Source organism: Lentzea alba, assembly GCF_011067745.1.
Classification (GTDB): domain Bacteria; phylum Actinomycetota; class Actinomycetes; order Mycobacteriales; family Pseudonocardiaceae; genus Lentzea; species Lentzea alba.
In genome coordinates, this window is sequence record NZ_JAAMPJ010000003.1 from 612117 (window position 1) to 626932 (window position 14816).

The 14816-nt window shown below is 69.1% G+C and carries 15 protein-coding genes; 12 read left to right on the forward strand and 3 right to left on the reverse strand.

Annotated elements, in window-relative coordinates; all coding sequences use genetic code 11:
* The first annotated feature begins 121 nt into the window (after positions 1–121).
* From G7043_RS15250 to G7043_RS15260, 3 genes are all read left to right on the forward strand, one after another.
* The gene (locus tag G7043_RS15250; protein ID WP_166046256.1) at positions 122–982 is read left to right on the forward strand and encodes a hypothetical protein; all 861 of its coding nucleotides are present in this window, start codon (positions 122–124) and stop codon (positions 980–982) included.
* Between the two features lie 157 nt (positions 983–1139).
* Positions 1140–3128, forward strand: a complete 1989-nt coding sequence (locus G7043_RS15255) for an RICIN domain-containing protein (protein ID WP_166046257.1) — start codon at positions 1140–1142, stop codon at positions 3126–3128.
* Positions 3129–3164: 36 nt separating this feature from the next.
* The gene (locus tag G7043_RS15260; RefSeq protein ID WP_166046258.1) at positions 3165–4046 is read left to right on the forward strand and encodes a cellulose-binding domain-containing protein; all 882 of its coding nucleotides are present in this window, start codon (positions 3165–3167) and stop codon (positions 4044–4046) included.
* A gap of 4 nt (positions 4047–4050) precedes the next feature.
* On the opposite strand, the gene G7043_RS15265 is transcribed toward G7043_RS15260, so the two are convergent.
* Together G7043_RS15265 and G7043_RS15270 are read right to left on the reverse strand one after the other, a co-directional pair.
* Entirely contained in the window at positions 4051–4470 is a 420-nt protein-coding gene (locus tag G7043_RS15265) for an NUDIX hydrolase (protein WP_166046259.1), read from the reverse strand.
* Positions 4471–4558: 88 nt separating this feature from the next.
* Positions 4559–6643: a peptidase M6 gene (locus G7043_RS15270; protein ID WP_242642340.1), complete on the reverse strand. Its 2085-nt coding sequence runs from the start codon at positions 6641–6643 to the stop codon at positions 4559–4561.
* A 108-nt stretch (positions 6644–6751) separates the two neighbouring features.
* Between G7043_RS15270 and G7043_RS15275 the strand changes: the two genes are divergently transcribed.
* The 9 genes from G7043_RS15275 (at position 6752) to G7043_RS15315 (ending at position 13435) form a co-directional block, all read left to right on the forward strand.
* Complete coding sequence (locus tag G7043_RS15275) at positions 6752–7453, forward strand: GntR family transcriptional regulator (RefSeq protein ID WP_242642251.1); 702 nt, start codon at positions 6752–6754, stop codon at positions 7451–7453.
* A gap of 98 nt (positions 7454–7551) precedes the next feature.
* Complete coding sequence (locus G7043_RS15280) at positions 7552–10521, forward strand: beta-L-arabinofuranosidase domain-containing protein (RefSeq protein ID WP_166046261.1); 2970 nt, start codon at positions 7552–7554, stop codon at positions 10519–10521.
* A gap of 94 nt (positions 10522–10615) precedes the next feature.
* A complete protein-coding gene (locus tag G7043_RS15285) occupies positions 10616–10918 on the forward strand; it encodes a gas vesicle protein GvpO (protein ID WP_166046262.1) in 303 nt (100 codons plus the stop codon).
* 15 nt (positions 10919–10933) lie between these two features.
* Entirely contained in the window at positions 10934–11251 is a 318-nt protein-coding gene (locus tag G7043_RS15290) for a gas vesicle protein (RefSeq protein ID WP_166046263.1), read from the forward strand.
* On the forward strand, positions 11248–11931 hold the full coding sequence (locus tag G7043_RS15295) for a GvpL/GvpF family gas vesicle protein (RefSeq protein WP_166046264.1): 684 nt from the start codon (positions 11248–11250) through the stop codon (positions 11929–11931). The genes G7043_RS15290 and G7043_RS15295 overlap by 4 nt, the downstream gene beginning before the upstream one ends.
* Positions 11924–12082: a gas vesicle protein GvpJ gene (gvpJ, locus tag G7043_RS15300; RefSeq protein ID WP_166046265.1), complete on the forward strand. Its 159-nt coding sequence runs from the start codon at positions 11924–11926 to the stop codon at positions 12080–12082. Before G7043_RS15295 ends, gvpJ (G7043_RS15300) begins: the two co-directional genes overlap by 8 nt.
* Entirely contained in the window at positions 12079–12348 is a 270-nt protein-coding gene (locus G7043_RS15305) for a gas vesicle protein K (RefSeq protein ID WP_166046266.1), read from the forward strand. Before gvpJ (G7043_RS15300) ends, G7043_RS15305 begins: the two co-directional genes overlap by 4 nt.
* The gene (gene gvpJ / locus G7043_RS15310) at positions 12345–12728 is read left to right on the forward strand and encodes a gas vesicle protein GvpJ (RefSeq protein WP_313887891.1); all 384 of its coding nucleotides are present in this window, start codon (positions 12345–12347) and stop codon (positions 12726–12728) included. Before G7043_RS15305 ends, gvpJ (G7043_RS15310) begins: the two co-directional genes overlap by 4 nt.
* The gene (locus tag G7043_RS15315; protein WP_166046267.1) at positions 12725–13435 is read left to right on the forward strand and encodes a GvpL/GvpF family gas vesicle protein; all 711 of its coding nucleotides are present in this window, start codon (positions 12725–12727) and stop codon (positions 13433–13435) included. Before gvpJ (G7043_RS15310) ends, G7043_RS15315 begins: the two co-directional genes overlap by 4 nt.
* Positions 13436–13477: 42 nt before the next feature.
* On the opposite strand, the gene G7043_RS15320 is transcribed toward G7043_RS15315, so the two are convergent.
* A complete protein-coding gene (locus G7043_RS15320; protein ID WP_166046268.1) occupies positions 13478–14743 on the reverse strand; it encodes a PQQ-binding-like beta-propeller repeat protein in 1266 nt (421 codons plus the stop codon).
* Between the last annotated feature and the right edge of the window lie 73 nt (positions 14744–14816).

Genomic DNA, 14816 nt, shown 5'->3' on the forward strand with positions numbered 1-14816 from the left:
GACGAGACGGCCAGCATGCCACCCGCTGTGAACGCTCACAAGTAGTTGAACCCTTGACCGTCCCGGTCCGTATCCCGCTGTGCCGGCACATTTTGGTCCACCGATTCGTGAGGGTTCGAACATGTCGAGAGCACATGCAAAACCGGAGCGGCGCAAGCGGGTGCTCGTCGCCGGAGTCGCCATCGCCGCGACCTTGACGACCGGGGGCGCGATCGCCGCGTTCGCTGCCGGGGAGAACAACAACACCGCTGGTCAGTCGATCGCCTGCCCGACGCCGGTCATAGGCGTCGCGGTGCCTGCTCAGGCGCAGGCCGAGGTGCAGCGCGAACTGGCCAATCTGGACAAGCAGATCGCCGAGGCGAACAACCGGCTGCGCACGTCGGCGGGTCAGGGCGGCCCGAACTTCGTGCAGAACGCGATCGTCGGTCCGCTGAAGGACAAGCGGGTCGCGGCGCTGAACCGGATCGAGACCGCGATCGGGCGGGTTGCCGCGAAACCTGAAGGTTTGGAAAGGTTCGCGCCCTGCGGCGTCGGCACGGCACCCGCAGTGGCCGCGGCGCCCGCGCAAGGATCTGGCAACAACGGCAACAACAACGCCAACGCCGGCAACAACAACGGCAACGCCGGAAACAACAACGGCAACGCCGGAAACAACGCCGGCAACAACAACGGTGCCGGCACCGGGTCGTCGGCGTCGGGGAAGACGATCGAGTGCCCGCTGCCCGTGGTGCAGAACGTGCCCGCGCAGGCCAAGGCCGAAGTGGACAGGGAGCTCGCGAACCTCGGCAAGCAGCAGGCCGAGGCGAACGAGCGGCTGCGCACGTCGGCCGGTCAGGGTGGACCGAACTTCGTTCAGAACGCGATTCTCGGCCCGCTGAAGGACAAGCGCGTCGCGGCGCTGAACCGGATCGAAACGGCGATCGGCCGCGTTGCGGCCAAGCCGGAAGGACTGGAACGTTTCGCCACCTGCTCGCTCAAGTAACTCTCCTCGGGTTCGAGCGATCGGGGCCCGCCTCTCCTCGGGGGTGAGCGTCCCAGGGGCCTGCCGAGCGGACGCGCCACCGCTCGGCAGGCCTTGACGCACCTGTACGGTCCTCGGTAGTTGTTAGCGTGAACATCGCCCGTTCAACGGAGAACCGATGACCAGATTCCCTGCCTTTCTCGCCGCTTCGGCGCTCACGCTGTCCACAGTGGTCTTCGGAGGCGTCCCTGTCGCCGCCGCTGTGGAGTCCGTGACCGTGCGGCCGGATCCGACCTATCAGCAAGAACCGTTTCAGGGCTGGGGCACGAGCCTGGTGTGGTTCGCGCACGCCACGGGTGGCTACCCCGACGAGATCCGCAACCAGCTCGCGGAGCTGCTGTTCGGAGAGGACGGGCTGAACCTCAACATCGCCCGCTACAACATCGGCGGCGGCAACGCGCCGGACGTGCCGGAGTACCTGCGCGCCGGTGCCGATGTGCCCGGCTGGTGGAAGGCGCCCGCGGGCACCAAGCGCACCGACACCGACTGGTGGAAGGCCGGCGACCCGCGGTACTTCGACCCCTCGGCGGACCCGAACCAGCGCTGGTGGGTCGACCGGATCAAGTCCGACGTCACCAAGTGGGAGGCGTTCAGCAACTCGCCGCCGTGGTTCCAGACCGTCAGCGGTTACGTGTCCGGTGGTTTCGACGCCACCGCGGACCAGCTGCGCGAGGACCGCATCAAGGACTTCGCCGCGTACCTGACGCAGGCGACCGCGGAGATGGAGCGCGCGCACGGCATCAAGTTCGCGACGCTCGACCCGTTCAACGAGCCCAACACCCCGTACTGGAGCACCAAGCTCGGCCCGGACGGCAACCCGACGGGTGGCCGGCAGGAGGGCGCGCACATGAGCCCGGCGCTGCAGGCCAAGGTCGTGCCCGCGGTGGCGGAAGCGTTGCGCGCCAAGCGGTTGAAGGCGGTCGTCTCCGCGCCGGACGAGACCAACCCCGGCATCTTCGCCGACGACTGGGCGGGCTACCCGGCCTCGGTGCGCGGGCAGGTCGGCCAGCTGAACGTGCACACCTACGGCCAGGACCGCCGCACGTCCGCCCGGGACATCGCCAAGGCCGCGGACAAGCCGCTGTGGATGAGCGAGGTCGACGGCTCGTGGGGCAACTCGCAGGACTTCACCGCGATGGACTCCGGGCTGGGCATCGCCGCGCGGGTGATCGACGACGTCCGTGAGCTCGAGCCGCGCGCGTGGCTGCTGTGGCAGGCGATCGAGGACTACGACAACATGAAGCCCGGCGGCGAGACGCCGAACGGCATGAACTGGGGCGTCGTCCAGATCCCGTTCAACTGCGGCCCGCAGGACACGCTCGCGACCTGCCCCGCGCGGGTCAACTCCAAGTTCCACACGCTGCGGAACTTCACCCACTTCGTCAAGCCGGGCGACCGGATGATCAAGGTCAACACCAAGACGGACCTGGCGGCGGTGCGCAACACCGAGCTGAAGACCGTGGTGCACCTGAACCAGTCCGAGCAGCCGCAGGCCGTGACGCTGGACCTCTCCGCGTTCGGGTCGGTGCGGCCGAACGCCTCGGTGCGCCCGATCGTGACCGACAAGTTCGGTGCGCTGGTCAAGGGCGCCCCGGTGAAGGTGAAGGACCGCAAGGCCACGCTCTCCGTGCCCGCCAAGTCCGTGGTGACGTTCGACGTGTCCGGCGTGAGCGGCCTGAACCGCGCCGAGGCGCTGAACGGCACCTACCGGCTGACCGGTGCGCAGAGCGACAAGTCCCTCGCGCCGTCCGGCACCTCGCTGGTGCAGCGCACGACCGACGCACAGGCGAAGAACCAGGTGTGGCGGCTGGAGCGCAAGACCGGCGGCTACGGCAACGACGTGCAGTTCGCCGTGGTGAACACCGCCACCGGACAGCGGATCGCCGCCGTGGACGGTAACGCGACGCTGATCTCCACCGACAGTCCAGCAGCCAGGTGGGTGCTGTCGTCCACCGGCGACGGCAGCTGGACGTTCGTCAACGCCGCCACCGGAGCGCTGCTCGACGTGGTCGGCGAATCGCGTGAGGACGGTGCGCGAATCGGTTTGTACCACGCGACTTCCGGTGCGAACCAGCGCTGGACCGCGGTTTCTGTTTCAGGTAGATAGTCGGGAGTGACGGTGGCGCGCAAGCACCTTGTGGTGATGTTGGTTCTGCTCAGCGGAGCCTGCTCGGCTGACCCGCCGGACGCGCCACCGTCCACTCGAACCCCGGTGAAACCACCCTCGTTGATCAACGAGGTGGTGCCGCCGCAGAACGTGATCACCGTCGTCCGGGACGTGATCGACGGCCGCACGATCGAGCTGGCCGACGGGTCGAAGGTCCGCGTCGCATCGCTCGCCGCACCCGCTCCCTGCTGGTCGGACACCGCGCTCGCGTTCGCGCGGAAGACCCTGCTGGCCAGCTCGGTCCGGTTCTCGGGCCTCGCGCCCGGCGAGATCACCCTGGAGCTCGAGGACGGCACGGACTACGCGGTGCTGGCCGTCCAACAGGGCGCGATGCGGCCGGAAGGCGTCGACGGCGGACCGCTGATCGCCGCCCAGGCCGAGGCCACCGCGGCCAAGCGCGGGATGTGGGGCCCGCCGTGCAACGGCTCCGACACCTCGGCGCCCGCTCCGGCTCCGACGACCACGCCTCCCGCCCAGGCTCCGCAGCCGCCGGCGCCTCCCGCACCGACGACGACCACCACGCCGCCGCAACCTGCCAAGCCGTGCGCGGTCTCCTACGAGGTCACCCAGCAGTGGCCGGGCGGCTTCCAGGCGAACGTGACCCTGCGCAACACCGGCACGAAGGCGACGAACGGCTGGGTGCTGCGCTGGAACTTCGCAGGCGGCGAGGTGGTCCGGGAGATGTGGAACGCCACGGCCCGGCAGGCCGGCCCGACGATGAACGCCCTGAACGCCGACTACAACCCGCAGATCGCACCTGGTGGGTCGGTGGTGATCGGCTTCAACGCGAACTCGCAGCGCCCCGGCTCGGAGCCCTCCTCGTTCACGCTCAACGGGGCGCAGTGCTCGGTGGAGTAGCGGCTCACCCGCTGGGCACGAGGTCGCCGCGATCACGGCGCTCGAAGAAGTCCGTGAGGATCGCGTTGTCCTCGTAGCCCAGCTCGTGCGCGTCGACCTCGGCCCTGGTGAACCACCTCAGCCGTTGTCCCTCGGTGAGCACGACCCGGTCGAGGTCCAGGTCGACCTCGGTCCAGAACGTGTGCTCGACGCCGTACGAGCGCGTGGCCGAGACCAGGGGGCGCACCGCCTGCTCGGCGAGCAGCACGCCCATCTCCTCGTCGATCTCGCGCCTGATGCACTCGTGCGGCTGTTCGCCCTCCTCGACGTACCCGCCGGGCAGGCACCACGTGTTCGGGAACTTGATGGTCGGCTTGTCGTCACGGAGGTACAGCAGCACCTCGCCGGCCGAGTTGATCATCACGATGTTGGTGCCCTCGTCCATGCACCGATCCTGTCAGAGCTGGCCATGAACGGCGCTTTCGTGGACCTGAGGTCCACGAAAGCGCCGTTCATGGCCAGCGGTGGCCGGCTCAGCCGCGTGGCGGTTTCGGGACCGTGTCGCCGACGCCGACCGTGCAGGTGAGGGAACGCGTGGCGGTGGGATCGCTCTCGGACTTCGCGGTCAGCGTCACCGTGGTGGTGCGTGCCGCACCGGAGTTCCGCAGGACGTACACGGGAACGGTGACGGTCCTACCGGCCGCGGCGGTGGTCAGCGCGTTGTCCAGGTGCGCGGTCCAGCCCTGGCCGCTGGACGTCACCGCGAGCCGGTAGACGTCGTTGTCCAGTTTGGCCGTCGCGCCCGGACTCGGATGGCCGCCGGTGTTCGTGGCGGCCTGACCGGTGTTGGTGAGCGGGAACGAGCACTTCGCCGCCTGGCCGGACTGCAGGCCGCTGATCGTCGGAGTGCCCAGCCTGACGTTGCGGCGTTGGGGGCCGGAGCCGTCGAGGGAGCGCACCGCGAGGGTGTAGGAGAGGACGCCGCGGCTGTCGCGCTGGACGCCGATGACGTAGAAGTGCAGCCGGTTCGCCCGGTCGACCCACTCGTAGGCCGAGCCGGAGTTCAGGCCGGCGTGGAAGGCGGCGTCGTTGAGCTGCCGGTGGTCGGCGACGGACGCCATGACCGCGGTGCCGTCCGGGCGGTGGAAGTCGACCAGCCCGATGTCGCGCGGGTTGGCGTCGACGACCCAGTTGAAGCAGTTGTAACCGCAGGTGTTGCCCTCGCCGGTCTTGTTCTTGGCGATGACGACGCCGTTGTCCGGGGTGAACGAGTCGAACCCCATCCGGCCGACGACTTCGAGCGTGTAGTGGTCCCAGCCGGTGTTGCCGTGGCAGAACGGGTCGGTGCCGAGGTCGCAGTCCGGTGTGCGGTCGGGCCGTCCCGCTCCGTCGAGGCGGATCTTGATGCCGGACGTCCGGCCGGGACCCGGATCGACGGCGCGGGCGGTGACGGTGTCGACGACGAGTCCGGTGCGGGCGAGGGCTTCGCGGCTGAGGTCCAGGACGTTGCCTGCGGGCACGATGCCGGCGTGGATCCTGTTGCGCAGCATCAGTCCGGCGGGTGCCCAGCCACCCATGTTCGGCGGGATGACCCAGCGCATGTGGTGGCCACCGGGACCGTTGAACGAGCCGCGGTCCATCATGTCCCACGGCGCGGAGCCCGCCCGGTGGAACGGGCTGGGAGGGTTCTGCCGGTCGGAGAACGGATTGTTGTTGTTGTCCCCGATGTTGAAGAAGTAGTGGGCCATCTCGTGGGTGATGGTCCCCGAGCTCTCCGCCTGCCGGATGGACGACAGTCCCCACTGCTGCGCCGCGGCCCGCCAGGAGGTCCACTCGACGTAACGGGTGGGCGCCCAGTTGGGCATCGTGTTGTCCGGGTCGATCGACGCGGGCGGGCCCCACTCGTCGGGGATGTCCTCCTTGCGGTTGAACTTCATCTCGCCGAACTCCTGCCAGATGCTGGTCTCGTCGTAACCGGCGTAGACCCGCAGCACGACGTCGTAGCCGCACTTGCTGTCCGGGCAGGGGATGCCGCGCGACGCGAGGTCGGCCTTCCACGCCGTGTCCGCGTCGTTGTCGAGATTTCCGTTGCAGGTGGCGGTTTTCGGGCAGGCCGCGGTCTGGCCCCACTCGTTCAGGCCGTACTCGAAGAGCGAGCGGGGGAGCCGGTAGGCGCCGAAGGTGTCCATCTGGCCGACGCCGAGTCGGCCGCGGCTCTGCTCCATCCAGTACTCGTGGATCGTGCGGCCGTGGTTGTGCTGGTTCGGGACCGTGTAGTAGTCGCGGTAGAAGCGCGGCACGTCCGACCGCGGGATCGGGTCGATCTGCGGGTTGCCGAACCGGTCGCTGCCGCGAGGCTGGGTGATCACGAACGACTGGTCGGGGAAGTCGACCGCGACGAGGGCGATCCGCAGGCCGCGCTGAGTCGGCCGGGCGTTCGGGTCGTTCCACTTCGTGCCGGGGATGTCCGTCCAGTCCGCCCACGTCATGTCGTACTGGTTCTGCCAGCGCTGGGGATCGATCGGAGTGACCTCGAAGCGAGGGGCGCTCGCGGCGGCGGTGCCCGGCACCGATCCGGCGACGAGCGCGAGGACGGCGAGAACCCTGATCAACCGCATCACGCACACGCTCCTTCGGGGCAGGCCGACGGACGGTGACATGTAAAATACGACACCCGACTTGGCCGTGTCACGGCAAAGCAGGCCGTACGATTCGAGGTTCGGGAGTTGAGTCGCACCTGGGAGGACCGGATGGCGGAACCGCGGCACCTCGCTCTGCCGTCCTTCGCGCGCCGCCCGAGCGTCCGCGAAGAGGTCGCGAACGTGTTGCGCGGGGCCATCGTCTCCGGCGAGATGAGGCCGGGGGAGCTGTACTCCGCCGCCGGTCTGGCCGAGCGGTTCGGCATCTCCGCCACCCCCGTCCGCGAGGCGATGCTCGACCTGGGTCAGCAGGGGCTCGTGGAAGTGGTCCGCAACAAGGGTTACCGGGTCACCGTCCTGTCCGAGGCCGACCTCGACCAGATCACCCAGATCCGCCAGCTGCTCGAACCGACCGCGACCGCCGAGGCGGTCCCGCACGTCACGGACGAGGAACTGGTCGCGTTGCGCGGACTCGCCGCCGCCATCGTGGACGCCGCGGCCGAGGGAGACCTCGTCAGCTACATCAACGCCGACCGCGAGTTCCACCTGCGGTTGCTCACGGCCGCCGGGAATCCCAGGCTGGTGCGGATCGTCGCCGACCTCCGCGCGCAGACCCGGCTCTACGGGCTCTCCGCGCTCGTCGCGTCCGGCCGGCTGGTGGACAGCGCCCAGGAGCACGTCGAGATGTGCGACCTGATCGCCGCGGGGGACGCGAAGAAGCTGAAGAAGCTCATGACCACCCACCTCGGCCACACCCGCCGCGAGTGGGCGGGGCGTCCGCCGGAGTAGCCGCCTGCCCTGATCGGCGTCGTTGACGGCCGATTCCGGCCGTCAGTAAAATTGCACACCTCACATGGCATCTGACGCCGACGGTGGTGGGGGACTGCATGGACAAGGATCTCTCCCGGCGGCGCGTCCTGCAGATCGGTGCGCTGGCCGCCGCCGCTCCGCTGGTTCCCGGTCCGGCGCACGCCGCTCCCGCGCAGGCGGACTCGGCCACGCCGCAGGGGTTTCCCAGTCCGCGCAGCTGGGCCGTGCGGCCGTTCGAGCTGGATCAGGTGACCCTCGGCGACAGCGTGTTCCGGGAGAAACGGGACCGGCTGCTGCACTTCGCCCGCGAGTACGGGCCGAGCGTCGCAGGCGGCGTTCGCGACGACCGGCGCGGCCCCGACCGGATGTTGCGCAGTTTCCGCGTCAACGCGGGCCTGGACCACCGGGGCGCCGAACCGATCGGCAGCTGGGAGAGCCCGGACGGAAACCTGCGCGGCCACTACACCGGCCACTTCCTGACGCTGCTGGCGCAGTCCTACGCCTCCACCGGTGAGCGGATCTTCAAGGACAAGCTCGACTACGTGGTCACCGCGCTGGGCGAGTGCCAGGACGCGCTGGCCGAGGCAGCCCGCAAGCCGACCCCCAGGGTGCCCGGCCGGTCGGGCACCGCGCTGCGGCTGACCGGCACCCCGAACGGGCACCTCACCGGCGACGCGGACCGCGTCGCCGTGCCCGCCGGCGTCACGAAGGGCCTGACCGACTTCACCGTGGCCACCTGGGTCAACCTGGCGGTGCGGGACGCGGACGCGCGGATCTTCGACTTCGGCCGGCCCGGTGACAGCACCGCCGACGCACAGGTCCGGATGTACCTCACCGCCCACACGTCGACCGGTGGGCCGCGATTCGCGATCACCACCAGCGGCAGCGCCGGTGAGCAACGCGTCGACGCCACGACACAGCTGGTCGCCGGCCGGTGGACGCACATTGCCGTCACCAAGGCGGGCAACACAGGCACCATCTACGTCGACGGAGTGGCGGCCGGTACCGGCACTCTCGGCCTCGGACCGGCCGACCTGGGCGACACCACCGCGAACTGGCTCGGCCGGGCCCAGTTCCCGCAGGCCAACATCAAGTTCCTCAACGCGACCATCGACGAGTTCCAGCTCTTCGGTCGTGCTCTCACCGCCGCCGAGGTGGCGGCTGTGGCGCAGAACGCCGGCGCGGCGGGCACCGCGGACCTGGTGGCGTGGTACCGGTTCGACGAGAACCCCGGTCCGTCCGTCGTGGACTCGTCGGGACGGGGCAACCACGCCGAGTTCTTCGGCGCCACCGACGGGCGGCGGCACCCCGGCTTCCTCTCGGCGTACACCGAGGCCCAGTTCATCCGGCTGGAGGAGTTCACGAACTACAGCGGGGCCGGCATCTGGGCGCCCTACTACACCCTGCACAAGATCGTGCGAGGTCTGCTCGACGCGTACCACCTGGCGGGCAACGCGCAGGCGTTGGAGATCGCTCGCAAGGTGGGCGACTGGGTGCGCAGCCGTTTGTCCACAGTGGAGCGGGACCGGCTGAACCGGATGTGGTCGCTGCACATCGCCGGCGAGTACGGCGGCATGAACGAGAACATGGCCCATCTCGCCGCCCTCGAACCCGACCGCGACCGCAGGGCCGGCTATCTCGCGACGGCCAAGTGCTTCGACAACCGCCGCACGGTGTTCCCCGCGGCGGTGGAGAACCGCGATGTGCTGCGAGGTATCCACGTCAACCAGCACGTGCCGCAGTTCATCGGCTATCTGCGCGTCTTCGAGCAGAACACCGCCGAACGCGACTACTTCACGGCGGCGGAGAACTTCTGGCACATGGTGGTGCCGCACCGCATGTTCAGCCACGGCTCGGCCGGCGGCCAGTACGCGGCGGGCGACGGCTATCCCGCCAACACCAACGCGGAGCTCTTCCAGCCGCGCGGCGACATCGCGCGCTCGCTGACCTATCAGACCCGGCCCGAGACGGAACCGGACAGCGGCGGCGGCGAGACCTGCTCCACCTACAACCTCCTGAAGCTGACCAGGAACCTGTTCTGCCACCAGCCGGACGCCGCGTTCATGGACTACTACGAACGCGGTCTGGTGAACCACGTCCTCGGTTCGCGGCAGGACGCGGACAGCGACGCCGAGCCGCTGGTGACCTACTTCCTGCCGGCGCATCCCGGCGCCACCAGGGGGTTCGGCAACCTCGGCACCTGCTGCGGCGGCACCGGGCTGGAGAACCACACCAAGTACCAGGACACGATCTACTTCCGGTCGGCCGGCGGCGGGACCCTTTACGTCAACCTCTACATCGCGTCCACCCTGAAGTGGGACGCCTTCACGATCACCCAGCAGACGGACTTCCCGCGTGAGCAGAAGAGCACGCTGACCGTCTCCGGGCGCGGCCGGCTGGAGATCAAGCTCAGGGTGCCGGGCTGGGCCCGCAAGGGCTTCACCGTGCGGATCAACGGTGTCGTGCAGCAGGCGAAGGCCGTGCCCGGCACGTATCTCAGCCTGAACCGGTTCTGGTGGCCGGGCGACCGGATCGAGATCACGATGCCGTTCAGCCTCCGGGTCGAACGGGCACTGGACGACCCGGCCGTGCAGAGCCTGCTGTACGGCCCGCTGGTGCTGCCCGCGTTGAACGACTCGCGGACCTGGCGGACGTTCTCGTTCTACCGGCACCTCAAGCTCGACGGCGACCTGCGCACGGCGGTCAGCCCGCTGGGGCAGCCCAACTTCTTCACCACGCACGGCCACACGTTGCGGCCGCTCTACATCGGCGTGGACGACGCGCACCACCTCTACTTCAAGCGGCTGGAGCCGACCGTGGTGTTCGGGTCGGCCGACTCCGCGGTGTCCAACGAGACGGTGGACGACGAAGGCTTCTCGTTCCTCGACCGCGTCTGGCAGGCGGCGCCGTTCCCGAACCACGACCGGTTCGTCCGGCGGGTCCGGGACGTGTCGGCGGAGTGGCAGCGGCGCGGCAGGTTCACCCGGCACGACCGCGAGGCCGTGATCGACGCCGCCGTGCGGGCCGAGGAAAGCCTGCGCCCCTGAACCGTCCATTGGACTGGCGCGGACGGACCAATGTTCGATTGATTTGAATGCTCGATCTTTTGCTGTTCTCCCCGGTGTGCCTAAGATCGGGAGAGTGGCCGACGATTCGAATGACAGTTCGCCGTCCGGAAAACCTGAAAAACTGACCGCGGTATTGGCAATTCGAGTCGCAACGGAGCAGTTCAGTGCTCTGATCGGCAGGACCCCTGAAGCCGTTTCGGGGATTCGAGCCGTGCCGGACGGCGGGTGGTCGGTGTTGGTCGACGTCGTCGAACTCGAACGAATTCCGGCCACCACCAGCATCATTGCGACCTATCGCGTCGACGTCGACGCCGCCGGTGAGCTGTGCGGTTGTGAACGGCTCCGGCGCTACACCCGTGGAACGACCGACATGTGACGGGATGGGTTCTTCGTGGACAACAGATCCGGTTCGCTCGCCGACACGTTGGAACGCGTCCTGGACAAAGGTGTGGTGATCGTCGGGGACATCGCCGTCTGCGTGGTGGACATCGAGCTGCTCACACTGCGGGTGCGGTTGTTCATCGCTTCCGCGCAGACCGCGCGTGAGATGGGAATGGACTGGTGGACCAACGATCCGTTCTTCACCCCCAAAGCGGTGGAACGGGCCGACGAGACGAACGAGCTCGCCCGGCAGAACGCCGCGCTGCGCGACCGCGTCGCGGAGCTGGAGCGGACGGTGCGGCGGACGGCGGAGGAAGAGCGACGATGAGCCGCGGCCTGTACGCCTACGCGATCACCAGGGATCAGCCCGTCGATCTCGCCGGGCCGTGGTTGATCGGCCATCGGGGACTGGCTCTCGTCGTGGCCGAGGTCGAGCTGGCGCGGTTCGCCGGGCTCGAGTTCGAGGAACCCTCCGAGGACAGTCCGCTGGCCGTGCTGGCCCGCTACCACGACGCCGTGGTGCGCTCGGTGTTCCGGCACGCACCCGTGTTGCCGCTGCGGTTCGGCACCGTCCTGGACAGCGTCGACGCGGCCGTGCGGCTGCTCAGCGCTCGCCACGAGGAGGTGTCGGCCTGGCTGAGCCGAGTCGAGGGGCGCCAGGAGTGGGGAGTCAAAGTGCGTGCGGCGCAACGGGAACCGGCGCACCTGGACGACGTGTCCGGTACGGCCTACCTGACCCTTCGCCGGCAGCGGCTCGTCGACGCCGACCTCGCCCGTCGTGCCGCCGCGACGTTGCACCAGGCGCTGCGCGACCGGGCGGACGAGAGCGTGTGCCGTGACCTCACCCGTGATCTGCTGCTGGAAGGGGCCTATCTGGTCGATGCCGGCCACGAGGAGGAGTTCCACGCCGAACTCGGCCGGCTGACGGCGGAACTGGGGCTCTCGGTGGAGATCACCGGGCCGTGGCCGCCGTACTCGTTCACGAAGGTGGAGTTCGCCGATGCCTGAGCACGGCACCGCGAGTCTGGTCGACCTGCTCGACCGGGTCGTGCACCGAGGCGCGGTGGTGCGCGGCGACGTCGTGATCGCGTTGGCGGGCGTGGAACTCATCCGGCTCGACCTGAGGTTGCTGTTGATCGGCATCGGCGGCGGGCGATGAGCGCACAGGACGCGGGCCGCGGACTGGGCCGGATCGTGGTGGCCGTGCTGGAGATCGTGTGCGAACTGCTCGAGCGTCAGGCGCTGCGCCGGGTGGACGCGGGCACCCTCACCGCGCAGGAGGTGGAGAACCTCGGTCAGGCGCTGATCTCGCTGCAACGCCAGTTCGCGGCGTTGCGCGAAGCACTCGGAGATCCCGACACGTCCGGTGTCCGGCTTCCGGTCGACATCGCGAGCTTGTCGCACGAAGAGAGGACATCACCGTGACCGCTCCTGCCATCCCGAACTCCGGCGGCCTCGCCGACGTGCTGAACGTCCTGCTGGACAAGGGACTCGTGATCGACGCGTCGGTGAAGGTCTCGCTGATCGGCATCGAGATCCTGAGCATCGACATCAAGGTCGTGATCGCGAGCGTCGACACCTACATCCGGTACCTGGAGGCGATGCAACGGCTGGAGGCCACCCGCCGCGGTCTGGCGGCGGCGCCGCCCGCCGCACAGGGCATCGGCGGCACCTACGGCCTGCTGGCCTCGGCCGTGCCGGCCATGGTCACTCCCGCCGTGGTCACGCCCGCGCCCGCCGTGGTCACGCCCGCGCCCGCCATGGTCACGCCGGCACCCGCCCCGGCGGAGGAGCCGCAGTCGTGAGCCTGTTCCTGCACGGCGTGGTGCGAGCGGGGCACCGGCTGCCGGAGGGCTCGCCGTTGAGGTTGGTGGGCCTGGACGAGTACGCCGTCGTGGTCAGCGACCGGCGTGCGGATCACGGGTTGACCGAACAGGAGGCAACTGATCACCTGGCCGGGTTGTGCGCGCTGTTGCCGGGCGGACCGGTGCTGCCGTTGCGGATCGGCACGACCGCGGTGGACGAGGCCGCGGCCCGCGCCGCCGTGGTCGCGCTGGGGACGTCGGTGTTGCGGCACAATCTCGAACGGCTCGACGGCGTGGCGGAGATGCACGTGCGGTTGGTGTTCGACGAGGACACCGCGCTTCGGGCGGTCCACGCCCAGGGAACGTTCACCGGCCGGGGCGGCGACCTGACCTCCACCATCGCGCAGGGCGAACTGATCGCGCGGGAAATCGTGGCGTGGCGCCGGAACCAGGTCGACTCGATGCTCGCGCCGGTGGCGGCGATGGCGCGTTCGGTCGCTCTGGTCGACGCACCGGAACACACCGAGGAGATCCGCGCGTTCCTCGTGCGGCTGGATCGGGTCGAGGCCGTGCGGAACGCGGTCACCGGGCTCGGCGACGTCGTGGCGACGTGTGCCGGTCCGCTGCCCGCGTTCCACTTCCTCGAGCTGACACCGCGGACAGCGCAGCGGCAGGATTTCCGACCGGCGTCGCGCTGGGGCTGGTAGGCCGTGGGGCGGAGGCGCGTCCGCCCCACGGCCGGTCCGTGATCAGCGCCTGGCGCCGGTCCAGTCCGCGGAGATGCGCGCGATGCGGACGCGTTGCGGGTGGTCACCCACGGGCACGGAGGCCACCTTCTGGCCGGTGCCGAAGTCGATCGCGGTCACCTGGTCGGAGCCGCTCTCGGAGATGACGCACGAGCGGCCGTCGCCGCTCACCGTGGCCCAGTACGGCTTGGAGGCCGTGACGAGCGGGCCTTCCTGCAGGGTGTTGCGGTCGACGACGGTGGCGTAGTCGTCCATCGTTCCGGCGACGCACAGCTTGCTGCCGTCCGGGCTCATGGACAGGCCGTGGTGGCGCGAGTCGTTGACGTACGTCGTGCGGTCGTCGCTGGTGTTGGAGTTCTTCGGCAGCGTCTTGACCCGCGTGACCTTGTCGGTGGCGACGTCGTACTCGATGAAGCCGTTGAAGAACGACACCTGGAAGTACAGCTTCGAGTAGTCCGGGCTGAAGACCGCGGGCCGCACGGCGTTGGAGAGGTCCTTGCGGCCGAAGGCGTCCAGCCGGCTGCGCATGTCGATGGTGCGGACGATCTGGTAGGTGTTGGCGTCGACGACCGTGATGTGCCGGTCGCCCTTCATGAAGTCCTGCCAGGGCGCGTCGAAGTTGTTGTTGACCTCGCCGATCGACATGTTCCAGAGGTACCGGCCGCCGTTGGTGAACACGTTCTCGTGCGGCTTGTCACCGCCCTTGAAGGAACCGAGCTGCTGACCGGTGTTGATGTCCAGCACGTGCACGGTGTTGGAGGTCGACGCCGAGACCGCGATCTTGGTGCCGTCGGGGGAGACGGCCATGTGGTCGGAGCGGAAGCCCGACACCGGGAACCGCCACTTGATCTGCCCGGTCGCGAGGTCGAGGGAGACGACGTCGGCGAAGCTGGGCCGCGAGACGACCATCGCCGTGCCGTCGGGGGTGGCGTACATGTCGTCGACGAACTGGTCGTGGCCCTCGCCGGGGCCCGACCGGATGCCGAGGAAGAACGCCAGCTTGATCGGGTTGAGGTAGATCTCGGTCAGGCGGGCGTCCTTGTCGGGGATGACGTTCAGCCGGCCGATCTTGGCGAAGTCGCCGGTGGACTTGATGACGTCGGCGGTGCCGTCCCAGTTGTTGCCGACGAACATCACTTCGCGCAGCGGGGCCGCGGAGGCGGCCGGCGCGGTGACGCAGGCGGCGAGCACTGCCGCCGAGGCGACGGCGTGGGTGATGCGACGGCGCGTGAGAGCGTTTCCGTTGGCTTTCCGAGCAGGGTCGGACATGGCATCTCCGAGTGAGGTGGGCGCCGACGGGGAAGGCGCGTGCCGCAGGGGAAATCTGAACTTGGTCAAGTTC

Coding starts and splice junctions, on each gene's coding strand:
- G7043_RS15320 (WP_166046268.1), bottom strand. CDS start 14,743: ATGTCCGACCCTGCTCGGAAAGCCAACGGAAACGCTCTCACGCGCCGT.
- G7043_RS15295 (WP_166046264.1), top strand. CDS start 11,248: ATGAGCCGCGGCCTGTACGCCTACGCGATCACCAGGGATCAGCCCGTC.
- G7043_RS15305 (WP_166046266.1), top strand. CDS start 12,079: ATGAGCGCACAGGACGCGGGCCGCGGACTGGGCCGGATCGTGGTGGCC.
- gvpJ (WP_166046265.1), top strand. CDS start 11,924: ATGCCTGAGCACGGCACCGCGAGTCTGGTCGACCTGCTCGACCGGGTC.
- G7043_RS15280 (WP_166046261.1), top strand. CDS start 7,552: ATGGACAAGGATCTCTCCCGGCGGCGCGTCCTGCAGATCGGTGCGCTG.
- G7043_RS15260 (WP_166046258.1), top strand. CDS start 3,165: ATGTTGGTTCTGCTCAGCGGAGCCTGCTCGGCTGACCCGCCGGACGCG.
- G7043_RS15255 (WP_166046257.1), top strand. CDS start 1,140: ATGACCAGATTCCCTGCCTTTCTCGCCGCTTCGGCGCTCACGCTGTCC.
- G7043_RS15270 (WP_242642340.1), bottom strand. CDS start 6,643: ATGCGGTTGATCAGGGTTCTCGCCGTCCTCGCGCTCGTCGCCGGATCG.
- G7043_RS15265 (WP_166046259.1), bottom strand. CDS start 4,470: ATGGACGAGGGCACCAACATCGTGATGATCAACTCGGCCGGCGAGGTG.
- G7043_RS15250 (WP_166046256.1), top strand. CDS start 122: ATGTCGAGAGCACATGCAAAACCGGAGCGGCGCAAGCGGGTGCTCGTC.